The following is a 26756-nucleotide window of genomic DNA, read 5'->3' on the forward strand; positions in this document are numbered from 1 at the left end:
GAAAATTTTTAAACACCCAATTTTGCAATGTAATGAGTTTGCAAAATGGGCACTTATAGGCACTTTCAAATGATTTGGATCATCTTAATCAAAAAGCGAGAAATCAACAAACTTTCCGCGTCGTCTGCGATCTTCAATCAATCGATGCAATTCTTGCTTTCTTGAGAATGCAATCCATCGTCGCGCAAATATATTAGGGATAGCAACTCCAATTGAAAGGCACAACACTATCAACGCTGCATTCAAGAGATTACTAAAAGCTCCCATGAACTCTTGCACATCGTTTCCTAGATGAACAAAACCAAAAATACCGCGATACATCAGAATACCAGGAACCATCGGTATTACGCCCGGTATAGAGATGACGTGGTTAGGAGTTCTAGTATGATGTACCAGACGAACAGCCACCAAAGAAATAAGTGATGCTCCAGCGAGAGATCCTAATATTAAGCCCACGTTTAAGTCAAAAGCTAGTACATTTCGAAGCAACATCCCTAAAATCCCCAAAATAGCGACAGCAGGAAGAGAGTGACGAGGCACATTGAAGTTCATACCAAAACCCATTGCAGAAATTGCAGTTACGATAGCAGCCTCTCCATAGGATATATTGGGAGCCATCGACAAATCCTTAAGGAAGTTATCCACACTACAAACGCTTACTGCAAGGATAATTCCAAAAGCCATGGATGCAATCTGAAGCACCCCATTAGCAAAACGGGCTAACCCAACATGCAGATAATTATCGAGCATATCATCCAAGAAGTTGATCAATGCAACCCCTGGCACAAGATAAAGACAGCAACACAAAAATGAATGATAAGGATAGTCAGTAAAATTCGTTGGTAAGGCGAGGAATAACAACCAAGCCGTCAACGTGGCCACAAAAGAAGTCATGGCAGTAACCATGTAGAAGTTGAAGCCACGTTTCAGCATAAAGAATCTCACCACATAAGCTACTGCTCCCGCAATCGTGGCAGGTACAAAGGAAGCCCAATCCCCACCAAAGAGAACCGAGAATCCTCCACAACCAAGTGAAGTGCCCAAGGTCACTGCCCAAGCAGGATACTGAGGTTTCATTTTACGAATCTTGTTGAGTTCTCGCTCAAACTGCTTTATACTATAATCTTCTCTAATCGCTCTCCAAGAAAGTCTGCTCACTGCAGAGAGTACATTCATGTTAATCGTGTACTTATCTGAGTGCATAAAGCGACTAAAGGAATGCGTTTCATCACTATAATTTACCTTAATAGTACCATATAAGACATCAATATGGAGATAGCGCTCTTCTAACCCAAGAAAAGCTGCAACACGCTGCATATTACGGACTATACGGTTAGTATCTGCAGCACTCTCCATCAAAACCATACCTGTACGAAGAAGTATGTTTAGTTTGCGATGTAAACTCTTAGTGTTTTTAGTAACTATGTCGTTGTTCATTTAGATAAAGTCAATGAAAAGATTAAACCAACCTATATCATAAGCACTTCCTAACTCAGATATACTGCAAAGATACAAATAAGGCATAATACTATACCTTCTTACATAAAGAAAAATAGCACTCAACAAAACAGTCACAGTAAAAAGTATTTCATTTGCTGGTCAACAAACAAAGCTCATATACTATCACTAAAATACACGAAAGCACCACACAAATATTCTGCGCAGTGCTTTCTACAAAGAGACTCAAACTAACGTTTATTTTCTCTTCTTTATTTTTTTATAAGCGTCATAGCGCCGATTAAGTGAGTCTCTTTGCTCAAAAGTAGAGATTGGTGCCTCCAAGCGTTCAGAATCTGTGAGGATAAGACACCATTTTCCACTATAAAACACTGGAGTAAAAAACATTTTAGTTGTTGCATCTGGCATACCTTGTTCGCCTTTACGCAAGATGACAGTACAACTTACTTCGTTTTCAGTTTCAGTAAGAAACTTCACATAGTCTAAGGTATAGCCTTCGAAAGGAAGTTGACGCTGAACATTTACAAACTTGTCCATCTCCTCGTTGGAGAGTTGTCGAATCTCAGCATTCTTCACCTTGCGCGTGTAGAGCATTGCAGCAGCATCATAGTATTTCTTATCCTTGATATTGCCGTAAAACTGAGCTACCACCTTTTCTACATCAGCCGTATCCTTAGAGGTAAGTGACTGTTCAAACTCCGTCATTTGATTAGCTGAGTCCTTGTCAGACTTACATCCTGTGCAGGCTACGAAAGCTGTAGAAATTGCAATCAATAGGAAAGGAAGAAAGCGTTTAATCATCATAGTTATAAAAGAAAAAAGGAAGAGCAGGCAGGAGTCTGCCTGCTCTTCGCAGTGGATGTATTTACTTGTCAGTAAGAAAGAAATAATTACTTACGACGAGCGTTACCTTGGTTCAAAGTCTTACCAACCTTAACGTCGATGTGAGACTTGATTTCACCCCAGTAGTACTTCACGTAAACAGGAATACGGATGGTGAACTGCTTGAGGTTAGCAGTGTTTGTTGTGTATTGGAGCTTAGGATAAGTTCCAAACGCATACTCCTTGTAGCCTGCGAAATCTGCAACAGTTGAAGGAGTACCTGCAGGAGTAGCAGCAACGCTTACACCAAAGTTATTGTTGAATGTAGCAATAAGCTTTTGAGTGTTGATGTCACCATTATTAAGGTCTGTTGTCCATTCAGCTTCAGGTGCGAAACCTACAGAAAGAGCACCATAAGCAGCAGTAAGTTGACCCATGTTGCTAACATTACGCCAGTCAGAAGTAGCGTTGTCAAACTTGATTTCTGCTTCTTGATATGCTTGGTTAGCATCACCGAATACAACGTTGCCAGTGTAGTTAACATTGAGAGGACGGAGGAACTTCACGTCAAACTCAGCGTACTTCTTAGTAGCATCAGTAACCTTAAGCATCTTCTTACCACCGCAAGTTGTAGTAACATAACCTACACGAGCAGTGAGAGTTTGGCCATCCTTAAGCTCATTGTAACCAGCGTGGTTGAGGAGCTTCTTAGATACAGGATTATTCTCATAAGTGATAACGCCAGCAGCGGTGATAGATGCAATATCAGCTACAGGAGCACCTGCAAGCACCTTACCATCCTTCATTTCCTGAGCCTGGAACTTCATACCATCATTAGAGACAGAAAGCATGTAAGTCTTACCATCAGTACCTTCAGCTTGCTTAACGCGAGGTGCAACAAACTTCCATCCAGAATTAAGGTTCTTAATGTCTGTAGGATACTTAGTAGCATCGAGAGTAGGAGCTGTAACTACACCTCCAACGAAGGCCTGAAGCAAATCATGGGTAAAGGTATTGTGCCCATCGATGGAAACGTGCATGCGTTGTTCTTGCTCATCAGCCTTGTTTTGGTTATCGAACCAAAGATTAGAGATTGGTTTAGCAGAGAAAGCAACTTCAGGCATCGTTTGAACACTCTTAGGCTTCCACTCTACAGTAAAGTAGAGAACAACCTTAGGATCATCCTTCTTGATAACTTGAAGCACAGTAGAAAGAACTTGACCTTCCTTACGGAGGTTAGCTACATTCTTTTCCTTCAGTTCACTCCAAGTTACAATGTTCTTAGTACCGTTAACAGAACGCATCAACTTACCCACACGATTAGCATAAGGTGCAGCTGTTGCAACATTGTCCTTAATCGTAAATTGATCGTGAGCACCAGCAGGTGTCTTAATAGTGAAGTTGTTAGTAAGAACGTGATTCCAAACGTTAGCTTCTGTCATACCAAAGTTCTTAGCCAAGTACTTGGTAACAGGCTCAAGATCGAATACTACGTCAGGTTGTGCGCTATTGTCATCGCAAGCCAACTTCACTTCGTTATCTGCAGTTACAGTTGCAAATGACTTAGCAGGAGTAGCAACACGAACATAATAATAACCTACAGCTGCAACATCTCCCTTATCGCTAACCAAAGTTACACGAACAGCAGCAGTCTTGCTAAGATGTTGGTAGGGTTTATCTGCATCAAAAGCCACCTTTACAGCACCAGTCTCAGCATTGATAGTGAAGACATCTGTAGACTTGTCAGCAGCATTCTCCTTAACTAGAGCATACTCATAGTGGAAGCCTGCATCCTTCAAGAGACTTTCAGCAGCTGCATTATCATCAAGTTCTTGCTCAGCACCGGGAGTTGAAGCATCGTAAGTGCGAACAAGTTCAGACAACAGAGTTTCAGTACCATCGTTCAAGACAGTAAACTCTTGAGCATCTCTCGCAGCACCAGCCAAGTTCTTCAAAGCAACAATACCACCATCATTGGTCTTGAAACGAGTGGTAGCAAGATCAACAGTAGAAATAGCCTTACCAATGCGAAGACCCTCAAAATGATCCTTGGCAACGCGTGCGTAGTCAGAAACTACCATACGAACAGTCTCGCCTTCCTTTTGAGCATAGTTCAACGCAACAACGTTAATTTCACCAGCAACTTCTGCAGGAAGGTTATCATGGAAGTCTACAGAAAGAACGCCTGTCTTTTCGTCAAACTCAACGTTTTCTACAGTTACCTTCTCTTCACCTGCACGAGTTTGAGAACGAAGATCTACGAACTTAAAGTTCTTAACATCAGTATCAACCTTAGCATTGCTAGGATTAACGTGATAGTTAGCAGTTGCGAAGTTAAGAGATTTAACTCCTGCACCTGCATCTGTGCCTTCTTCAGCAAAAGTTACAACACCTTGCTCATTTGCCTTACCGAGCTTACCAATAGGTTTGAAGTTATATTGAGCACTGAAAATACTCTCCACACCCTGAACGTAATAACCAGGGATAAAGTTCAGAGAAGTAACCTTTGCTATCTTAAGTTGGTTAAGAGCTGTTTGAAGCTCATCAACTTTTTTAGATACAGGTGCAATCTTTGCGTCTACTTGTGCTTCTGTCTGATAACCAGCATCTTGAAGAGCCTTAACATCCTTCTTCAAAGCTGCGACTTCATCTGCAACTGTTTTCTTAAGAGCATCGAGTTGCTTTTGAACCTCAACATCCTTAGACTCAAGAGCAGCAATCTTTTGATTGTACTTATCAAGAGTCTTTTGCTGATTTTCAACTTTTTCGTTTAAAGCAGCCAAAGTTTTCTCCAAAGAGTTAGCCTTTTCAGTTGCAAGCTTCACGCCAGATTCAGCAGCGGTCAAACGAGCTTCAATCTCAGCAACCTTCTTATCATAAGCAGCTTGATCAACCTTAGCATTCACCAAAGCAGTCAATTCAGCCTTAGCTTTCTCAAGAGCTTCAATACGAGTTTCAAGTTTTGCTACTTCAGCAATCTTAGCATTAAGATTAGCTACTGCAGCATCAAGGGCAGTTTTATCAGCCTTTTCAGCAAGCTTAGCTTCAAGAGCAGTAGCTTTCTCGTTCGCCTTTTGCAATTCAGACTTCAAAGAAGTGATTTCAGTATTGATTTGGTTCTTTGCAGCTTCCAAACCATCAAGGCGGTTGTTCACCTTGTTGAAATCATCATCGTAGTCTTTGCAAGAAACGAATGTGCACGCAGGGGCTGCAACAACCAGCAGACCGAGCAATGCGGCATTAATCAAATTCTTTTTCATTACGTAATGAATTAGTTTATAATAGTTGATATCTTTATCAATGAAACCAGAGACTAGCACTGGTGTTTGATTGAGTGACTGAGAGATGAACCACAAAATATAGTTACGAAACCTTTTGAGATACGCATACTACAGTTGAAAGCTCGGTGCAAATTTAATAAGAAAAGTCGACCCACCAAACTTTTTTGCAAAAAAAATAGGCAGATTAGACCTTAGCCATTAGACTTTAGACACGAAAACAGTTTTTTCCTTCATATTTAATCGCACTGGGCCAAATAAAGGCTTAGACTATAAGCTACAATAACTATTCAAACAGAAGAGTCAGAAAAATAAGCTACGAAAGAAATACCAGGAAACAACTAAGAATAAATTATTGCTACTCTAATCAGTATTTATAGCTTACATTTATAAGTCCCTCTACTTAAACAATTTTAATCTTAACTATTCTGCAAATACTTACGAAATATTCAAATTAAAGAAAGTGGAAATCTCACAGACGAACTAAGGAGAAAAGCTGCTAAAATTCTAAAAAAAACGAGACAAGACTTTGAAGTAGCCTCCTAAACTTGGGAGATTCCTGCTAAAAATTTATGGACTACGACTCTCTATTCTACATTTTCTGAACCCAATTATGAAAAGAGTGGGCTTTTTTTCTGTCTTCCCTATTTGCATTAGTCTTTGTATTTCTAGAAAACAAAAGAGTTTCAAGAATAACTTTTGCCTTGCTTATGGCCGCTTTTCTCCCTTGAACATTGGCTTACGGCCAAAATACCAACCGAAGAAGAGCTGGATATAATGAATCGTATTATTTAGCGAAAATCCAGGATGCCGGTAATCATAAAGATAATTGACAGTAGAAATGCCCAAATAGCGGCGGCCATTGGTGTGAACTAAAGCACCACGGAAGATGAAGTCCATGTGGAAGTTCTCGATATTCTTCCACAACACACTAGCCGTAAGGCTTTCTCCTTGCTGATATTTATATCCAACGGAAGGAGCAAGACTGGCTGAAAGCAACCAGCCTCGTGCAGGCACCCAGTTGTAAGCGTAACCAAAAGACACCCCCCATTGACGATAGGCAATGCTACTCACGCGTAATGCATCATTGATTTTTGCATTAGGAGCAATAATACGCAAGAAAGACTCGGTGCGTTCTGCATCGAAAGTCATGAATTGTCGATCAAATCGCACCCCCATGAGCCACGAACCAGCACTGCGCAACTGCACAGTGCTCATGGCGAAAGCAGCTGGATAGGAGAAGTGGCGGTAATTAAAAACGTAGTATAGGTTTAACGCAAGCGTATTGGTACGCATGGCTGGAAATCTCTGCTGAGAGATATTGTAAATCTGCAGAGAGTCAAAACCAGAAATATCAATCAGATTGAAATTGCCACGGCTATATATATAATTGAGATCAAAACCAAGTTTGGAATTGTAAGAAGCGATATTAAACTCCGAAGCCCTGCTACCGTAGCGATCAGGGACAACTCCAAATGAATAACCAAAGCTCAATGCTTTCCATGCTAAGAAAGGGCCTATTTTGACTTCATGAGCAGGAGCAAAAGTAAGACTTTGTACTTTCCCATTAGCATCTGCACCAGAAAGTCGAATAAGCTGGAGAAAGTGCGTATTGTAGAGTTTAACTTGAAAATCGTAGCGAGTGCGCTCTATATAAGTGGTATCAAAGGTATTAAAAAAGGTGGCAATGTCATTCCCCAGGTCGATTATAAAATTCTTGCGATGGCGACGCCAATCAATACGACAATCCGGGGGGATATTGCGCCAACGATCCTCTGTTTTTCTCTTGTTAGGGAAGAGGATAGGCAGTAAACCATAGGATTGATGGGAAAGCGCGCGAAAGTCGAGGTGAAGGATATCGGTGGCAATGGGAGGCAAATACTTTCTACTGAGAGAATCTAGTCCCATCCAAGTCTGAGAGAGAGGTATTCTACCCTCATTGTTGGGCTGATTCACTAAAAAATCAAGAGAGCGCAATGTAGTAGGAATAGCAGGTAGCCTCAAAGTGTCTAATTTGGTAGGTAGGATAACATAAGGCATACGTTGCAAAGTGTCGCCTGTCTCGCGAGCAAAAGCCACGAGACAGGCGAAAAATAGACATATAATAAGGAGCGATGAGCGGAATAATGGCTGCATGCGACTAATTTATGTTGGGAAGCGTGCGAAGATAAGCTATGAAAGCATCAGTGGAAGCAGGCACATTCACCTTGATTTCCGCTGTTGCAGGGAATTGGCTAGGAAGATAGCCATCACCTCCTGTAGTCATGTATTCATCGGCAACAACCACCAACTGAGTATTGGAGCGAATAGGCACTATCTTTCCACTAGGAAGAGTGAGGGTTAGAGATTTCACATGACCTTTAGCATCGAGCGTTGGATTGACTCCTGAAGTTTGGAGGTGTCCCAATTGGCAGACATTAAACCCATGCTCCACAAGGTCCAGTAATTGTTTACCCGTGTAACGATATACACGCAAAGGATTAGCAAAGGGAAGAGCTTCTCCAACGGAAAGAATCGTAACCTCACCTTGGGGAAAACCTGCACGTATGCTACCGAAGTGACTGACACCTACGATGAGGGCATTATCATCGAGCTTTGCAGCCTTACGATAGGCTTCTGCATAACTTTGGCACACGAGAGACCCCAACTTCGTTTGACGTTTGCTTTGCGTGCGATCATGCTCGATAGCCTGACTGGCATAAGTCAACTTTTGACTGAGGGGGACACCTCGGAAAAGCATATTATGGTATTGCTCTTCCACCTGTGCTTGCAAGCGTGCGGCTTTATAATCTAACTTCGCATCGGGATTCACTCGAACTAGTTCAGGCGTTATATTGAGAAGTTGGCCAGAGATGGTGTCTACTTCACATTTGAGCATGGACACATAGCGACCATGCCAACGACCTTGGACAATGGGCACAGACTTCTTACTATCTGACATGCCAATGACACGGGTATGAGAGTGCCCAGAAAGGACAGCCTGAACGTCTGGTGAGTCTATCTTCTTCAAGTTTTCCTCATCACGATCAGACCATAGCACTTTATCCCCACGCATTTCGGCACCTATGTGACAGAGAAGCAAACGCACATTGGCATTGTGCACAGCTTCGTAGCCAGGAAGATGAGAGATACTATCGAGAACGGCAGGATAGTTGCCATCGAAAGTCAGTCCTTTCAAGCGTTTAGCCGCAGCCTGCCATGGGGTGTTGCTGGTGAGCAAACCAATAAATGAGACATGGAGCGTCTTAGTTGGAGACACTTTTACAGGCACTACTGCCCACGGTTGCACATATTCTGGCAACTTTCCTTCAGCATTGCGCACATTAGCTCCGAGATACGTGATTTCCCATGATTTAGGTTTGCAATCTACATCACTCCACTTACGAGAGAGCGCTTCTTGTCCTTCATCAAACTCATGGTTACCTAATACACTAATGTCTACCCCCATATCCTTAAACATCTGTGGCATGAGGCTATGCGAACGCGTGGCATTGTAGAAAAAGCTCCCTCCAAAATTGTCGCCTGCAGCCACAGTGACGTGGTAAGGATAAACCTTTTTGAGAGAATCTAAAGTTTGCACCACATAAGCTGCCCCAGGCGTGCCTTGGCTTCGATCAGGAAGTAGCCCGGCATGAAAGTCATTGAGCGAGAACACAGCAACAGTGACCGCATGTTTGTTTTGAGCAGTAGAGGTTTGATGCGCTGCTTTTGCAGCATCTGTAGCTACGACAAAGGCACTAGCCATGAGCGCAGCAGAAAGGAGTGAGTGTTTCATTGTAGATGATGTATGGTTTAAGCTGTAGCTAATTTAATCCAAATAGCGTTTGGTAAGAGGAGCAAACTCTTCGATGCGACGATCGCGAAGGAAGGGCCACCATCGACGCACGTTCTCACTGCGTTCGAGGTTGATATCGACTATTGCCACTACTTCTTCGTCTGTGTCAGCACGGAACAGGAATTCACCTTGTGGCCCTGCAACAAATGAACTACCCCAAAACTGGATGCCTCGTGTTTGTCCGCTAGGATCGGGTTCATGACCAGTCCGATTCACCGCTATGACAGGCAAGCCATTAGCCACTGCATGGCCACGCTGCACCGTGATCCAAGCCTCACGCTGGCGCGCTTGTTCTTCGGGTGCATCACTGCTTTCGTAACCAATAGCTGTGGGGTAAATGAGAAGGTCGGCTCCACGGAGTGCCATGAGACGTGCGCCTTCGGGATACCACTGATCCCAGCATACTTGCACACCTAAGCGCCCCACGCTCGTGTCGATGGGTTCAAAACCTAAATCACCAGGAGTGAAATAAAACTTCTCGTAATAAGCAGGATCATCAGGAATGTGCATCTTACGATATTTTCCTGCGATTGACCCATCTTTCTCTATCACCACCGCTGTGTTATGATAAAGCCCCGCAGCGCGACGCTCAAACAGACTTGTGACAATCACGACTCCAAACTGACGAGCAAGTGTGCCGAAGAAGTCAGTAGAAGGACCTGGGATAGGCTCTGCCAAGTCGAAGATATCAGTGTTCTCCGTCTGGCAGAAATAAGGCGTATTGTGGAGTTCTTGCAACACCACGAGTTCTGCTCCACGCTGGGCAGCTTGTGCTATCCCTTTGGCAAGTTTCTGAAGATTAAACTCTACATTGGGAGTGCAAGACATTTGAATGAGGGCAACTTTCATGAGAAATGAATGGTATTTGGGAGTATCAACTGGAAAAGACCAAGCCTTATTCTATGAAATGATAGCAGGCCTGCTCCATAGGAAAATATTTATTTAATCAGTGCACGAAACACTTCGCGTGGAAATTGCATGGTAGCACAGTGCAGCGAACCATGTTGGCGAATCAAAGCCCGACAATCTACACCAACAATTTCATGTTCAGGGAAAGCTGTTTGGATGGTTTTGAGAGCCAAGGCGTCTTTCTCGGACTGAGCATAAATAGGGACAAGTACCGCCTTGTTCATAATCAAGAAATTAGCATAAGTAGCAGGCAAACGCTCCCCTTCATCATAGCACGCATCGGGTAGCGGCACTGGCACCAAGCGATAAGGCTTATCCTCAAGAGTTCGAAAGGCTTGAAGTTCACGCTCCATAGCTGCGAGTGCTTCGTAATGCTCATCTTCAGTATCCGTGCATTGCACATAAACAATGGTGTCATTGGGACACAAACGAGCAAGGGTGTCGATGTGCGAATCGGTGTCATCACCCGCCAAATAGCCATGGTGCAACCAAAGCACACGCTCCACGCCTAAGCGTTCTTTGAGCAAGTCTTCCACTTGCGCCTTATTTGGCGTTGGCACTGCATCGCCTTGACGGCGTCGATTGGAGTTGAGCAAACATTCTGCCGTTGTGAGCAACGTGTCACGACCATCACTCTCTATGCCACCGCCTTCGAGTTCAAAATCTAGCGCATCTACATAGTGTCCGCGCATGAGATTCGTGGCAAACAACAGCTTATTCGCAGCATTATCATGGTCTGCGTGGAACTTTCCGCCCCATCCATTGAAACGGAAATCCATCAATTCAGCCCCTCCCGTACTTTGCACGGTAAGAAAACCATAATCACGCACCCACGTATCATTGGTAGTAGGTACAATGACAAAGTGGATATTCTGCATCACAGCTTGCGGAAGTTGCTTCGAGAGATAAGCTTCAAGTTCCAATCCTTCGACTGTGAGGATAACGAGTGGCTGTCGCACAGCAATCTCATAAGCAAGCCTCACATAGCATTCAGTCACTTCATCGAGGATGTCTGCCCAGTCCGTGGCAGCGTGTGGCCACGCGATGAGAATCGCGCTCTGTGGTGCCCACTCCGCTGGAAGTGTGCGCAATGGACGTGGCTCTTGTTGCTCCACATCAATGGATTGGTGGAGATTCTCTAAATTAAACTCTGCGGTCATTCCGTGACCAGGACGGGGGGGAAGGGCTTCGAGAGGCATTGAAACTTTGATGTTTATAGAAATTCTTCCTAATATCTAGTGAGGCTTATAAATACCACACTGCACATATATCAGACTAGTACAGAGAAAGGTGTACGACAAAAGAGGGACATCGTTACACTACTCCACTCGGAGCTCACTATCGGGACGATAACCACGGAGAAAATCCGTAATAGCCATGCGCTTTTTTCCTGCAAGCTGGAGCATAGTGAGACACAGATAGCCATCCGAGAGTGCAATCTTCAAGTAGGTCTTACCATCGCTTACCACACAACCTAAAGGTTCTGCAGGAGTGCAACATTCTTTCTCGGTAGCGAACAGCTTAACTACAGTACGCTTTCCTGCCCCATCTACAAACTCAGTCCACGCAGCGGGATAAGGCGACATGCCACGCACAAAATCATAAGCAGCTTTCACTCCTTTATCGAAAGGTAAACGGCAGGTGTCTTTGAAAATCTTAGGTGCGTGATGTATTTCCGCATCGGGAGCAAGTTCAATCTGAGGAATAGGACGGACGTTGCCTTGCATGATGTCGTCTACCGTGCGGCAAACGAGGGGTGCACCCAAATTCATCAATTTGTCGTGAACATCTTCAGCATTATCGGTGTCGAGAATCTCCACTTCTTCGCGATGTAACACTAACCCAGTGTCGATTTCATGATCCAACAAGAAGGTGGTCACCCCTGTTTTCGTCTCTCCGTTGATAATCGCCCAGTTGATGGGGGCCGCACCTCGATACTGTGGCAGGAGAGAAGCATGGAGATTGAAGGTGCCATGCGGCGGCATATTCCACACCACCTCAGGAAGCATGCGGAAAGCCACTACCACTTGCACGTCGGCACGAAAATTGCTGAGCTGTTGCAAGAACGTTTCGTCTTTCAACTTCTCGGGTTGGAGCACAGGAAGACCCTGACTCACGGCATATTGCTTGACAGCACTTTGGGAAAGTTCCGTTTGATGACGCCCCATAGGCTTATCGGGCATTGTCACCACAGCCACCACATTATACCCGCCTTCGACAAGAGCGCGCAAAGAAGCCACAGCAAAGTCGGGAGTGCCCATAAAGACGATTCTAAAATCGGATTTCTGCATAAGAAACACTATATTTTTCTGCGAAGTTACGGCTTTTTCGGGAAAAAAGCACTAACTTTGCTCCGCTAAATGTATAGCTTCATCGCTAAATCTCATCAAAATCCCTGACTAGACTAGGGATTTGTTGTTGATTTCACCCTACATTTCAGCGTGCGGCAACACCGCAACAATTCAGAATCATCAACTAAAAAAATAAAGTTACTCCCACCATGAACATTACTCTCGAACAAAATGGTGTAAGTGCCCTCGTAACGGTTAAGTTGGAACAGGGCGACTACCAGGATGCAGTAAAGAAAGAACTCAAGAATATCTCAGCGAAAGCTGAAATGCCTGGTTTCCGTCCTGGCAAGGTTCCTGCTGGTTTGATCAACAAACGCTTCGGTGCTCAGGTGAAAGCTGACACTATCAACCGTGTGTTGGGCGAAGGTTTGATGAACTACATCAATGAGAACAAGGTGAACATCCTTGGCGAGCCTATGATGTCTGAAAAGCAACAGCCACAAGACATTGAGAACCAAAACGAATTTGAGTTCCTCTTCGACATCGCTCTCGCTCCTGAATTCTCTTATGAGCTTTCTAACGCTGACAAACTCCCTTACTACGACATCGAAGTAAGCGACGAGCAAATCGATGCGCAAGTGAAGAACTTCGCTCAACAAGCTGGTCACCCTGAAAGTGTAGAAGAATATGCTGATCGCGACATTCTCCGTGGTGCACTCGCACAACAAGACGAGAAGGGCAACGTGCTCGAAGGTGGTCTCGCCCTCGACAAGGCTAGCTTGATGCCTGCCTACTTCGTAAACGACGACCAAAAGAAAATTTTTGAAGGTGCTAAGGTGGGTGATGTCATCACTTTCAACCCCTCTGTTGCTCACAGCCAAAACGAACTCGCTGCTCTCCTCAAGGTGAGCAAGGAAGAGGCTGCACAATACAACAGCAACTTCACATTCCAAGTAGAAGAAATCAGCCGCTTCGTACCTGCTACTCTCGATCAAGAGCTCTTCGATCGCGTGTTTGAACCTGGTACTGTGAAGTCTGAAGAAGAGATGCGCGCTAAGATTAAGGAGCTCATCCAAAACCAATACAACGAAGACGCTGACTACAAGTTCCTCCTCGACGTGCGCAAGTACGCTGATGAGAAGGTGGGCAAGCTCGAATTCCCCGAAGAGCTCCTCAAGCGTTTCATGAAGGAACAGAATGCTGAAAAGGGCGAAGAGTTTGTTGAAAACAACTTCGCACAGAGCCTTGAAGAACTCAAGTGGCACCTCATCAAGGAAAAGCTCGTTGCTAAGGCAGAAATCAAGATTGACGATGCTGATGTGCGCGCTGCTGCAGTTAAGACAGCTCGCTTCCAGTTTGCTCAATACGGCATGAACAATGTGCCCGAGGAATATCTCGAGAACTATGCTGCTGAACTCCTCAAGGATCGCAACCAAGTGAACGGATTCGTAGAGCGTAGCATTAACGAGAAGTTGGCCAAGGCTCTCAAGGAAGTGGTAACTCTCGAGCATAAGGCTGTGAGCGTGGAAGACTTCCAGAAGCTTTTCCAAGACGAAACTGCTGAGTAATCAGTTCCGCTGCTTCCCCGAAACCTAAAAGGTTCTACGGTGTCTACTTAGGTTGGTAGCAGTGTCTTATGATTCCATCTCGACAACGGGGAATGACGATGCGCGCTGGCGCAGTGTCACTCTCCGTTGTTTTCATTTGTCTCCCTAATATAGAGAGAAGAATGGTTCTGTTACACATTTCCTGTTTGGCAACCTTTTGAGTAGTTTGGTCATTTTATTCGATAGATACCTCCCCCTACTCTTTCCTTGTTCAAGCTTTTGTCAAGCATGAATGGAAATGTTGCTAAAAAGTATTTTGCCCCATTACTTCCCTCTCAATCTTTAGAGATTATGCACCAAGATTTTCGCAAGTTTGCCACCAAACACATGGGCATTAACTCCCTCGTCCTCGACGATGTAGTGGCAGCACAAAACCAATATCTCAACCCTTACATCCTCGAAGAACGTCAACTCAATGTTACTCAGATGGATGTATTTAGCCGTTTGATGATGGATCGCATCATCTTCCTAGGCACAGCCATTGACGACTATACCGCCAATACGCTCCAAGCTCAATTGCTCTATCTCGACTCAGCCGATCCTGGAAAAGATATCTCCATCTACATCAATTCTCCTGGGGGTAGCGTCTATGCTGGACTTGGCATCTACGACACCATGCAATTCGTGCAAAGCGATGTTGCCACCACCTGCACTGGCATGGCAGCCTCTATGGCAGCCGTTCTTCTCGTGGCAGGACAAGAAGGCAAGCGCGCTGCCCTCCCCCATAGCCGTGTGATGATTCACCAACCTTTGGGTGGTGCGCAAGGTCAAGCCTCTGACATAGAAATCACTGCACGCGAAATCATGAAGCTCAAAAAGGAACTTTACACCATCATCTCTGAGCACAGCCACACCGAGTTTGACAAGGTATGGGCCGATAGCGACCGCGACTACTGGATGACCGCCAGCGAAGCCAAGGACTATGGTATGGTAGACAGAATTCTTTCGCGCAAAGGCTGAGTATCTCCCACTCGCTGATTGTTTCTAGCACTCCTGATTGGCTTTCAGTCTGATTTTGTTTTTACAAGCTGGTTATTTATCTTAGCAAGCATGAAAAAAGACTGTTAGAGCAGACGATGAGGGAAGAATCAACAAACTCTCATAACTCAAGGACTATCCCTAGATTTAAGCTACATACTCCTTTCAGCGAGCAATATCACACCAGAAAAAATGGCAAAAAAAGACAATAACCAAAGACACTGTTCCTTTTGCGGTCGTGGCGAAGATGAAGTAGAATTGTTGCTCACCGGCATCGACGGACACATCTGCAACGATTGTGCACAACGCGCTAAAGAGATGGTGGACATCGCCATCCCCACGCACACTTCTTCTGAGCACATTGCAGAGGAATTTGGAGCACTTCCCACTCCCAAGGAGATCAAGACGTATCTCGATGAGTATATCATCGGACAAGACGCTGCTAAGAAATATCTCTCAGTGGCTGTGTACAACCACTACAAGCGCATTCTCAACAAAAACAAGGCTTCTGACGATGACCAGGTGGAGATTGAGAAGAGCAACATTGTGATGGTGGGCTCCACGGGTACGGGTAAAACTCTACTCGCACGCACCATTGCCAAGCTCCTCAAGGTTCCTTTCACCATCGTTGATGCTACGGTCTTCACCGAAGCTGGTTATGTAGGTGAAGACGTAGAGAGCATCCTCTCTCGTTTGCTCCAAGTGGCAGACTTCGATGTGGAGAAAGCAGAACGCGGCATCGTGTTTATCGATGAGATCGACAAGATAGCCCGCAAGAGCGACAACCCTTCGATTACTCGAGATGTGAGTGGCGAAGGTGTGCAACAAGGCATGCTTAAGCTCTTGGAAGGCAGCATTGTAAACGTCCCCCCCAAGGGTGGTCGTAAACATCCTGACCAAGACTACATCCACGTAGACACCCACAACATTCTTTTCATCTGTGGTGGAGCTTTTGACGGCATTGAGAAAAAAATTGCTCAACGTCTCAACACGCACACAGTGGGCTACGATTCTGTGCAAAACCTCAAGAAGATCGATGCCTCCGATCTCATGCAGTATGTAGAGCCTCAAGATTTGAAATCCTTTGGTCTCATTCCCGAAATCATTGGTCGTCTGCCTGTGCTCACCTACTTGAAACCGCTGGATCGCACGGCATTGCGCAATATCCTCACCGAACCGAAGAACTCGATCATCAAACAATACATCAAGCTCTTTGCACTCGACGACATTGCGCTGACCTTTGAAGATGCCGTTCTCGACTACATCGTCGACCAAGCAGTAGAATACAAGCTCGGTGCACGTGGACTTCGCTCCATTGTAGAAACCATCATGATGGACGCTATGTACGAAGCACCTTCGAGCGACACGAAGTCACTCACCATCACTTTGGACTACGCTCGTCAGCAGTTTGAGAAGACCAACATCCCCGCCATGTAATTGGCTATAACTGCTCACATCTTCCCGTAGCTCCTCTTCAACAAGGAACCTATACTCAGCAAAGCTAGCGAAAGTTTCCCACTTTCTTCGCTAGCTTTGTTTTGTTTTTGCCCTTCACTTAGCAGTGCCATTTTAACCTTAGAACGAAGGGGGATGATTTCTATCACAAACCATCAGCAGGTGTCCAGAATAGAGAAAGAGTTTCATCACGTACGCGCGTACGCGTGCACGCGCACCCTGAGTTTTACACTTTTTACTTTCACAACCTTCACAGAAAACAACATAACAAACAGAATTTCAAAGAGATACATACTACAAACTCCCTATTTTTTAATCAAGACCTACCACAAGAGTACAAGAAGCCAGGAAAGCCCATGGAGTTCTCTACTGAAATGTCAGAGTTTTCTCAAAAGAAGTCGGACTTTCTCCACAAAAATATCGGAGATTTTCCGAACAATGTCGGAGGTTTTCTGAGAAATATCGGAGAGAATTACGGAAGACTCTGAACCCCGTTCCTAATACACCGATAACCTATATGAAATTCAAGAAGATACAAAGAAAACTGTGAAGGTTGTGAAAGCAAAAAACACCAAATTACTGTAACGCGCACACACGTGCGCGCGCGACAGTTGGCTATCAACCAACAATAACTCGCGCCAAAGGCAAAAAACACAACACAATAAATGAGACATGAAAAAGGCTACATCAGAATAAGAATTCCAATGTAGCCTAAATCGCTATAATCTACTTAAGTCTAGGGAAGCACTTCCATTTGTGCAGGGAAGCCTTGAACTCGGAGTGCAAGCCCCGTAATTTTCTTGGCAGCAAGATCGTAAGCATAGAAACCGTTGTCGTCAGCATTGCTGACTCCGAAATAGATTTTGCCATTAGCTTCTGAAACCGCGACAGCATGACCATTGGAAGGTTTAACCCCAGAAATATAAGCCACAGAACGGTTTTCTAAATCAATACACACAGGCACCATCACTTTAGCTAGGTAAGGATTTCCTGAGGCATCGAGTTCGTAGGAAGCAGCCATAGCATATACCTTGCCATCAGAAGCAAGTCGCACAGTACCGAGATAGTTGAGAGCGTGATTGAAGTTAGGCACTTTAGCTTGAGAGATATTTAGTACGTAGTCTCCATCAAACTCAGTTTCTCCTTTTTTGATGCGTAGGATACCACTATCAAATCCAGGCTTAAAACCAAAGGATCCCATACAATTCAGATAGATAGCACCGTCTTTGGGATTCACAAAGATGGAATGTGCATCAATGGGGCGAGTAGCAAAAGACAGTTCATGCTTGGTATCCACAATACGCTTGAGGAATTTATTAGCTTTTGTGTCTATGATAGCTACTTCAGCTTGCTTCAAATGGGGCATCCACTGACTATCAAATTGATTGAGTCCGACAAAGAGCAAACCATCGCGCAGCACCATCGCACCAGGAGCTACACGCACCTCTGGCTGTGCCAAGGAATTGAGATCAAAATCCCGCACTTTTTGCATGGTCGTGGGGTTAAACTCCATGACTATGCCAAGATTCTGCATACTCAAATAGGCTTTTTCTTCCGTGGCTAGTACAATATTGCTTGCCCCAGAGTTGGTAGGAATGGCAAGTGTGCCACGCTCAACGATGTTACCTTGTTGATCTTTGACATAGTGAGTTATCACAGACTTAGTGCTACCCATGTAGTCAGGAAGCACAAATATATGTTTACCAATGACAAGGGGAGGAACTCCCATGCCAGCAGGACGCGCTTGAGAGTTGTCGATAGAGCCTTCCATTTTTGCCACAGATTGGAAATAACTCACGCCACTAGCTCCATCTGCATTGACTACATTGGTGGTGATGAGAAAACTACCAGCAGCAGAAGGAGTAGGATTGTTGGGAGTGTCATTGTCACAGCTAGACATTGCCACGAGAGCGAGGGCCAATGTCAGCCCAGAAAATAAGTGTTTGAACATAGGATACTATATTATTTAGAGAAATGATTATTCACTGACTTACAAGCACTACCGAAAGAGATAGCGCAATTTTATAGAGAAGTTTCGCCCTGGAAGAGGTCTATTGAACTCAGAAACGACCTCGCGGTTTGTCAAGTTTTTAACTTTGAGCGTAAGCGTCCAACGACGATTAGCAAAACTGTGTTCGATAGCAGCATCACACGTGAGGGAAGTTGGGATTCTACGATCTTGATACCTACTCAACTCAAAGTCATAGAAGTATTGATGGATATAAGAGGCATCAACGAGCACACGCGTGTTTTGCCCTTTGCCACCTAGCCAGTTTTGACCATGCAGTTCCAGCCCACAATTAGCCATAAGATAAGGCACATTGGGAATACGCTTATTGAAGGACGGATTGTCAACAGACGTTTCAGGGATAAACTTACGAACATCGCGAAGATCCTGCCAGGTGGCATTGACATAAGCATACAACCACTGAGTTAAATCACCCTTCACCTCTCCTTCTATACCACGCGAGTTTACCGCACCAAAGTTGGCGTAATGGGCTGTAGAAGGAATCATGCCTGGAGTGAAACGAATCATATCAGTAAGCTGACTGGCGAATACATTTAATTCAGCTTCCAACATACCTCCTCTCTCCAAGTTCTTGTGATAGAGCATCCCTAGATTGATGCTGTTATTACGCTCAGGCTTAAGATCTGGTGAAGGCATAATGGTGTAGCCATTACCAATGAGTTCTTCGCTGGATGGAATGCGCACCTCAGAACTTACGGCTGCTTTGAAGAGCCATTCTGGAAGGGGACGATATGCTAGAGCAAAGTTAGCTCCCCACTCCATCCTATCTATGTAGATGGGTTTAAGTACATTAAGAAAATAGTTTTCTAATCGTGTGCCTCGCGAATTGATGTAGAAGTTTTTAAGGGTTAAGGCTGTTTGCAAACGGCGATTAAACAAAAACGCATCGTAGGAAAGCCCTGTAGTAATACTATTGAGATGAGAATCATAGCCCACTCTATACCCCATGGCCTTATCCATCAAGTCATTTTTAGGATTCAGGGCCGTACCTGCTCCATAGAGATTGAGATTGATAAGGTGATTTTCTCTGAGTGCATAGTTTAGATTGAGTTTTGACACCCAACCTAAAGAGGTATTTTTAGAATCGGAGGGGAAATTCATGGTTTCTCCTCCATAAGGCGATTGCGAGCGACGTGTAGTTCCATCCCAATTATGCACCACATGCGCAGTGTCTACTTGGCCATAGTTGCCCACATTAATGGCTGCTGATAGGTCGAAATCCAAGCCTTTGACCAAGAAGTTCTCCCGTTTGGCCGTGATTGACCCAAGAAGTGAACGTGCATGATTGAAGGCGTGCTGATAGTTCAACTCGATGCCCTGCATTTCTTGCCGTGTGAGCGTGGCAATGGCTTCAAGCTTGAGTTCATCAAACCACCATTTTGTAGCTTTCAACGAACCTCCTGCTACAGCCTTGCTAAAAGCATCGTGACTGCGACGTACACGAATGTCCCCCTGATGGTGAAGGGTCATTTCATAGTCATTATCGGAATGTATGTAAAGACCGCCCATTCCCCACTCTATGCCAGATTTTTCATGGTGTCGTTTGAAGACCGTGTTAAATCGGTGGGTATTGAAAGAGCCATATTCATAGGAGGCATCTAGATAACGTGGAGGATAATCCTTTACCACAACATTGACTGCCCCACCTAAAGCATCTCCTCCCAGACGATAAGGTACGATGCCTTTATAAATTTCCACACGCTCTATCATATCCGTTGGCACATCGTCAAGGTTCACAAAGTTGCTGAACTGACCTATGGCAGCCTCATCTATAAACAGTCCCATGCGCTTCCCTTCCAATCCTCGCACAGAAATGCGCGAAGGGCTTCCTACTCCGCCTGTAGTTCTAATGGTGACACCCGCCACACGATTAAGCACCTCATTAAGAGAAGATGCAGTGCCTTGCAACTGACGTTCTCCCACTAAACTGACAATCTGAGGAGCATATTTCAACTGATGGACAACAGAATGCCCCACCACATGGGCTGTGCCTAAATGATGCTTACGTGAGGAAGTAGAAGCCGAAGAAGACTCTTTAGAAGTGTAATTTTCTTTTTTCTGAATATTCACTGTATCAGCCACACCATTATCTCGAAATGTGCTAGAGATATAAGGAGATAAGCTAGCAGAATCGCTAGCAGCCATAGCGGGTAAAAAAGGAGGAAAAGTAGCAAAAACTAAAGCTACTAAATTTGCATTTCGCATAACAAACTTTTTGATTGCAAAATTGAGGAGAAAATACAAACTGCACAATACTCAAACCTAGGTAAATAAAACAGAATATATCATGCATATTTAGAGATATTATACCTAAAAATGATGACACCATACATAGTATTCCCAGGTAAAGACATTCGATGGTAAAGAAAAGCTGAAGGTTGCTTCATAGGTAAAAAAGGAAAGAAAAGGCTAAAGCAAAAGAGGAATCAAAAGATGAGAGTAATATGAACATAATAAAAACATTGTTTTTCGCCAAAAGGGGCGAAAAAAGTGGGACAAGCTATCGAAAATATCAAAAGTTCTTTCTAACTTTGCGAGAGCAAGTCATCTCAATCTTACTCTTGTATCCATGACGAACGACACCAACCTACTCGAACCTCTCAAATTGTATTTTGGCTTCGAGACGTTTCGTAACAATCAGGAAGCTATTATTCGCAGCCTGATGGCGGGACATGATGTCTTTGTACTCATGCCCACGGGCGGAGGAAAATCTATATGCTACCAACTTCCAGCATTACTCATGGAAGGTGTCGCCATCGTTGTGTCTCCCCTCATCGCATTGATGAAGAATCAAGTGGATGCGGTGAGACAAACAAGAGCAGACAATAGTGTGGCGCACTACATCTATGCGGCACTAACCAAACACGAGATACTCGACATCATGAACGATGTGACAACGGGCAAGACTAAACTTCTCTACGTCTCGCCCGAATTGTTCAACAAAGACAGCTTTGTCGATTTTCTCAAAACGGTTCGTGTGTCGTTTATTGCTGTGGACGAAGCGCACTGCATCTCGGAGTGGGGACACGATTTCCGCCCTGAATATCGCAAACTTCGCCCTATCATCAATGAGATCGGACAAGTGCCCATCATCGCACTCACAGCCACTGCCACTGATAAAGTGCGCATGGACATCAAAAAGAATTTGGGTATTCCTGAAGCTCTTGAGTTTAAGAGCTCGTTTAATCGTCCCAACCTCTACTACGAAGTGCGCCAGAAGACTGCAAAAGTGGATTATGACGTCATCCGTTTCATTAAAAACCACCCTCATGTGAGTGGCATCATCTACTGCCTATCACGCAAACGCGTGGAAGAACTCACAGAGGTGCTTCGCACTAACGACATCAATGCGTGTGCCTATCATGCAGGACTTGATGCGCAAGTGCGTAGCAATACGCAAGATGCCTTCCTCAAAGAAGACATTGACGTGATAGTGGCAACCATTGCCTTTGGCATGGGAATCGATAAACCCGACGTACGCTTTGTCATCCACTATGACATCCCCAAAAGCCTTGAAGGATATTACCAAGAAACAGGACGCGCTGGCCGTGATGGCGGCGAGGGCCTCTGCATCGCCTTCTATTCTCACAAAGATCTCCAGAAACTGGAGAAATTCATGGAAGGCAAACCCATTAGCGAACAAGACATTGGTCGTCAGCTCCTCAAAGAGACGGCCGCTTATGCCGAGTCTGCGGTATGCCGACGTAAGTTGCTCCTTCATTATTTTGGAGAACAATATGAAAGCCCCGATGGCTGTGGCAATTGTGACAATTGTAAACACCCTCATAAACAAGTGGAAGGAAAAGATTACTTATGTAGGGTCATCGAGACTGTTCTTGATTGCAAAGAGAACTTCCGCGATGACTATATTAAAAACATATTGATGGGCAATGCCACTGAAGAGATTGTGGCACACCATCACGATGATTTGGACAACTTTGGTTGCTCTGAGAATGATGAGGACGAACAACTGTGGAATGCAGTGATTCGCCAAGCTCTTTTAGCCGATTTCCTCAAAAAGGACATCGACAATTATGGTATCCTCAAGGTTACCCCAGCGGGAAAAAAGTTTCTAAAGAAACCGACGAGCTTCAAAATTGTAGAAGACAATGATTTTGAAGAAGAACCCTCTGACCCACCGGCACAAAGTGGTGCGGGTAGTGCCCTAGACCCACAACTCTATCAAATGCTCAAGGACTTGCGCAAGCGCATGTCGAAAGAGCTAGAAGTGCCCCCTTATGTGATATTCCAAGATGCTTCTCTCGAAGCAATGTCTACGGTATATCCGCAGACCATCAATGACCTTCAGAATATTCCAGGAGTTGGTGCCGGAAAGGCTAAACGATATGGCGAGAAATTCTGTACACTGATCCGACAACATTGCGAAGAGAATAATATCCCTCACCCTGAGGAGTTCCGCATTCGTACCATTGCCAAGAAGTCCCAACTCAAAGTGGACATCATTCAAAACATCGACCGAAAGGTGCCACTCGATGAAATAGCAAAAGCAAAAGGCATTGGTTTCGACGAGCTTCTTGACGAACTGGATGCCATCGTGTATAGCGGCACGAAAATCAACCTCGATTATTTCATCAAAGAGGAAATTGATGAGGATTCAGTAGAAGATATCTACGATTATTTCCATGAATCAGAAACTGACGACCTCGAAGAAGCCTACAACGAACTCAGTAATGACTATTCCGAAGAGGAGATTAGACTTGTACGCATCAAGTTTATCTCTGAAATGGCCAACTAATCTCCCCTCTTCTCCTAACTCTCACGCCTCCACGCAGAGTTACTAACTACTCACTAACATGTCTACCACTCCTGAACTCTCTAACGAGAAAAAAGAATCGCTCAACTTTATTGAGCAAATCGTGAAAGATGACCTCGCCGCTGGTAAAAACGGCGGACGACTCCAAACGCGTTTCCCACCTGAACCCAACGGCTATCTACACATCGGGCACGCTAAAGCTATAGCTTTGGACTTTGGCATCGCCGAACGCTTTGGAGGAGTGTGCAACCTCCGCATGGACGACACCAACCCTCAAAAGGAAGACCACGAATATGTGGAGGCTATCAAGCGTGACATTGAGTGGTTAGGATACAAGTGGGACAATATCTACTATGCTTCTGACTATTTTCAAGATTTATGGGACTTTGCCGTGGCTCTCATTAAGCAGGGTCGCGCTTATGTCGATGAGCAAAGTAGTGAAGAGATAGCTTCTCAAAAAGGAACTCCCACGCGCCCTGGTACAGAAAGCCCTTATCGTAATCGCCCAGTGGAAGAATCCCTTCGTCTCTTTGAAGAGATGAATAGCGGTAACGTTGAGCCGGGTAAAATGGTGCTTCGTGCCAAGATAGACATGGCGAGCGACAATATGCACTTCCGTGATCCAATCATGTATCGCGTGCTCAATATGCCTCACATCCGTACGGGAAATCACTGGAATGCATACCCCATGTATGACTTCACTCACGGACAAAGCGACTATCTAGAGGGAGTTACACACTCTATCTGCACGCTTGAGTTTGTGCCCCACCGTCCTCTCTACGATTTGTTTGTAGACTGGTACAAAGAGGTACGCGGTGAAGACCTCTCCGACAATCGCCCACGCCAGTTTGAGTTCAACAAGCTCAACCTCAACTATACGCTCATGTCGAAGCGTAATCTCTTGCTTCTCACGAAAGAAGGCGTGGTAAATGGTTGGGACGACCCTCGTATGCCAACGCTTTGTGGTATCCGCCGTCGTGGCTACAGCCCCGAAAGCATCCGCATGTTCATCGACAAGATTGGTTACACCACCTTCGATGCGCTCAATGACATCAAGCTCTTGGAGAGTGCTGCTCGCACAGACCTCAACGAACGCGCCACACGTGTATCGGCCGTTCTCGATCCTGTGAAGCTCATCATCACCAACTATCCCGAAGGTCAAAGCGAACTGCTCGAAGTGCAAAACAACCCCGAACGTCCTGAAGATGGCACGCACACCATCGAATTCAGCCGCGAACTGTGGATTGAACGCGCTGACTTCAAGGAAGTAGCCGACAAGAAATTCTTCCGCATGGCTGTGGGCAAGGAAACTCGCCTCAAGAGTGCCTATATTGTAGACTGCACTGGCTGCAAAAAGAACGAGGAAACTGGTGAAATAGAGGAAATCTACTGCACTTATGATCCGACTTCTAAGGCGGGTACAGAAGGTGCTAACCGCAAAGTTAAGGGCACCATTCACTGGTTGAGCTGCGACCACTGCTTGCCCGCTGAGGTACGTAACTATGCGTGCCTTTGGACATGCGAAAATCCTCGTGATGCCATCAAGCAATACGAAGAAGAAAATGGTGTTCGCGGTATCGAAGCCATGCGCCCCTTCCTCAATCCTGATAGCATCCGCGTGAACAAGCAAGCCTTTGTAGAGAAATTCGTACAAACGCTTCCAGCACTCTCCTACTTGCAGTTCACTCGCACAGGCTATTACAACATTGACCCAGAGTCTACGCCAGAACATCTTGTCTTCAACAGCACCGTTTCGCTCAAAGAAGACAAACATAAATAAAGCGTAGTCCCCCATGAGAGGAAGAATCTTCTCATGGGGACTACGTTTTCTCAATGCTCACTCTCAACTACTTTCGCCACCATGAAGCGTTCGCCCGAAGAAATGCAAACCTTAGTGCGTGAGTATCAGAAGAATTTGTCGGAAGCCTCTATCCCCTTTTGGATGGATGTTCCCGACATTTTAGATATTCTCGACCATTTTGAGCAAACTCAGCAGACGATAGAAGCTGAGCTTTGTCTTCGTATTGCTCTCCGCATGCATCCCAACGATGCAGATATCCTTATGCGAAAGGTGTATCGCCTGAAAAACGACGGAAGATGGCATGATGCCGAAACCTTAGCGAAGCAACTCCCTGACCAAGACCACATCGACGTGCAATTCTTTTTTGCCGAAAAAGCTCTCAGCGAAGTTCGCTTTTTCGATGCTGATGCGATTTACGAAAATATTCTTTCTCGGGAACAACAAGCTATTGAGGAGGAGCTTTTGGAGAATCCTGAACAAACTGCCAGCCTCGACGACTTGCGCATGGAGATAGCCGAACTCTTTCTTGACTATGGAAGCGAGGTCTTTGCAAAGAAATACCTCTTGCTCATCGATAAGAATTCACCTCTTCAGCGTCGAGTGAGCTTGCTACAAGGCGAGATTCTAATGCGTTATGGTGCACCAGAGCAAGCAGAAGAGGAAGTGGAACGAGTGATAGATGAAGATCCTTACAACATAGATGCCTGGATATTCCGTGCCGAACTTGCCAATGAGCGCAAGGACTTCGACAAATGCTCTGAAGCAGCCGAATATGCACTAGCCATCGAGCCCAATCATCAGAAAGCACTGCGCATGAAAGCCATTTCGGCCTTAGGAAAAGAAGACTGGGACACTGTCATCGATACCTACGATCTCTACCACACACTCGAACCTAACGACTACACCATGTCGCTCTCCGTGGGAGAGATTTATCTCAATCGTCAGAATATCGCCAAAGGTAGAGAGGCACTGCAACACGCTATACAAAATTGCAACAACGAGAACCCCGATAAGCAGCGTATCACTCATGACCTCGCGGTCTCCTTTGCTATGGAAGGCGACATCCGACAAGCCTATGTTTGTATGGCTACGCTCAGTTCTTTAGGTGTTCCTCACGATGAAATGATATTCCAAACAGCACGCATCGCCTTTAACTACGGTTTTATTCCTTTCGGTATTGAGATGATGCGCCACCGCTTCAGTCTTGTCCCAGGCAGTGATGAACGGAATGTCCAAGTAGCACAACTCTTATATGAATGCAAACTCTATAAAGAGGTACAAGATCTTTGGGAATATCTCTTCAAAGCAGGTTTCTCAAGTGAGAGCGAAGCACAAGTCTATCTAGCTTATGCCGCTGTTCAGCTACGCAATAAAGAAGTTTTTTCCACCACTTCCGCAGCTGCTTTGCAGCATCAACCGAGTTTAATGCAACAAGTCCTTGGTCAGTTGTATAAAGACGTGCCCTTGCATGAAATTCCAACACGCATTCTAACCGACTACTTCAGCAACACCCCCTAAT

At 45.0% G+C, this 26756-nt stretch carries 16 protein-coding genes; 6 read left to right on the forward strand and 10 right to left on the reverse strand.

Going from position 1 to position 26756, the window contains the following annotated elements:
• Nucleotides 1-84: 84 nt before the first annotated feature.
• From HMPREF9999_RS00485 to fmt, 8 genes are all read right to left on the reverse strand, one after another.
• Nucleotides 85-1437, reverse strand: a complete 1353-nt coding sequence (locus HMPREF9999_RS00485) for a threonine/serine exporter ThrE family protein (RefSeq protein ID WP_009436280.1) — start codon at nucleotides 1435-1437, stop codon at nucleotides 85-87.
• 258 nt (nucleotides 1438-1695) lie between these two features.
• Nucleotides 1696-2262, reverse strand: a complete 567-nt coding sequence (locus HMPREF9999_RS00490; protein WP_009436282.1) for a hypothetical protein — start codon at nucleotides 2260-2262, stop codon at nucleotides 1696-1698.
• An 86-nt stretch (nucleotides 2263-2348) separates the two neighbouring features.
• Nucleotides 2349-5540, reverse strand: coding sequence for a hypothetical protein (locus HMPREF9999_RS00495; protein WP_157049568.1), 3192 nt, complete (start codon nucleotides 5538-5540; stop codon nucleotides 2349-2351).
• A gap of 726 nt (nucleotides 5541-6266) precedes the next feature.
• A complete protein-coding gene (locus tag HMPREF9999_RS00500) occupies nucleotides 6267-7694 on the reverse strand; it encodes a DUF4421 domain-containing protein (protein ID WP_009436284.1) in 1428 nt (475 codons plus the stop codon).
• A 4-nt stretch (nucleotides 7695-7698) separates the two neighbouring features.
• Entirely contained in the window at nucleotides 7699-9333 is a 1635-nt protein-coding gene (locus HMPREF9999_RS00505; protein ID WP_009436285.1) for a bifunctional metallophosphatase/5'-nucleotidase, read from the reverse strand.
• A gap of 33 nt (nucleotides 9334-9366) precedes the next feature.
• Nucleotides 9367-10242 carry a carbon-nitrogen hydrolase gene (locus tag HMPREF9999_RS00510; RefSeq protein ID WP_009436286.1) on the reverse strand — a complete coding sequence of 292 codons (876 nt, stop codon included), beginning with the start codon at nucleotides 10240-10242 and terminating at the stop codon, nucleotides 9367-9369.
• Nucleotides 10243-10331: 89 nt separating this feature from the next.
• Nucleotides 10332-11501 (reverse strand): agmatine deiminase family protein, encoded by a 1170-nt coding sequence (locus HMPREF9999_RS00515; RefSeq protein ID WP_009436287.1) that lies wholly within the window; start codon nucleotides 11499-11501, stop codon nucleotides 10332-10334.
• A 120-nt stretch (nucleotides 11502-11621) separates the two neighbouring features.
• A complete protein-coding gene (fmt, locus tag HMPREF9999_RS00520) occupies nucleotides 11622-12593 on the reverse strand; it encodes a methionyl-tRNA formyltransferase (RefSeq protein ID WP_009436289.1) in 972 nt (323 codons plus the stop codon).
• Between the two features lie 209 nt (nucleotides 12594-12802).
• Between fmt and tig the strand changes: the two genes are divergently transcribed.
• From tig to clpX, 3 genes are all read left to right on the forward strand, one after another.
• On the forward strand, nucleotides 12803-14161 hold the full coding sequence (tig, locus tag HMPREF9999_RS00525; protein ID WP_009436290.1) for a trigger factor: 1359 nt from the start codon (nucleotides 12803-12805) through the stop codon (nucleotides 14159-14161).
• Nucleotides 14162-14491: 330 nt separating this feature from the next.
• A complete protein-coding gene (clpP, locus tag HMPREF9999_RS00530; protein ID WP_044062820.1) occupies nucleotides 14492-15160 on the forward strand; it encodes an ATP-dependent Clp endopeptidase proteolytic subunit ClpP in 669 nt (222 codons plus the stop codon).
• Nucleotides 15161-15370: 210 nt separating this feature from the next.
• Nucleotides 15371-16615 carry an ATP-dependent Clp protease ATP-binding subunit ClpX gene (clpX, locus tag HMPREF9999_RS00535; protein ID WP_009436292.1) on the forward strand — a complete coding sequence of 415 codons (1245 nt, stop codon included), beginning with the start codon at nucleotides 15371-15373 and terminating at the stop codon, nucleotides 16613-16615.
• 754 nt (nucleotides 16616-17369) lie between these two features.
• Here the strand turns inward: clpX and HMPREF9999_RS00545 are convergent.
• Complete coding sequence (locus HMPREF9999_RS00545) at nucleotides 17370-18584, reverse strand: hypothetical protein (protein WP_009436295.1); 1215 nt, start codon at nucleotides 18582-18584, stop codon at nucleotides 17370-17372.
• A 48-nt stretch (nucleotides 18585-18632) separates the two neighbouring features.
• Complete coding sequence (locus HMPREF9999_RS00550) at nucleotides 18633-20867, reverse strand: TonB-dependent receptor domain-containing protein (protein ID WP_157049569.1); 2235 nt, start codon at nucleotides 20865-20867, stop codon at nucleotides 18633-18635.
• A gap of 364 nt (nucleotides 20868-21231) precedes the next feature.
• On the opposite strand from HMPREF9999_RS00550, the gene recQ reads away from it, so the two are divergent.
• The 3 genes from recQ to HMPREF9999_RS00565 are packed head-to-tail and all read left to right on the forward strand — an operon-like array spanning nucleotide 21232 to nucleotide 26755.
• Nucleotides 21232-23418 (forward strand): DNA helicase RecQ, encoded by a 2187-nt coding sequence (gene recQ, locus HMPREF9999_RS00555; RefSeq protein ID WP_009436297.1) that lies wholly within the window; start codon nucleotides 21232-21234, stop codon nucleotides 23416-23418.
• A 58-nt stretch (nucleotides 23419-23476) separates the two neighbouring features.
• Complete coding sequence (locus HMPREF9999_RS00560; RefSeq protein WP_009436298.1) at nucleotides 23477-25216, forward strand: glutamine--tRNA ligase/YqeY domain fusion protein; 1740 nt, start codon at nucleotides 23477-23479, stop codon at nucleotides 25214-25216.
• 33 nt (nucleotides 25217-25249) lie between these two features.
• Complete coding sequence (locus HMPREF9999_RS00565) at nucleotides 25250-26755, forward strand: tetratricopeptide repeat protein (RefSeq protein WP_157049570.1); 1506 nt, start codon at nucleotides 25250-25252, stop codon at nucleotides 26753-26755.
• Nucleotide 26756 lies beyond the last annotated feature (1 nt).

The organism is Alloprevotella sp. oral taxon 473 str. F0040 (assembly GCF_000318095.2).
Taxonomy (GTDB): Bacteria; Bacteroidota; Bacteroidia; order Bacteroidales; family Bacteroidaceae; genus Alloprevotella.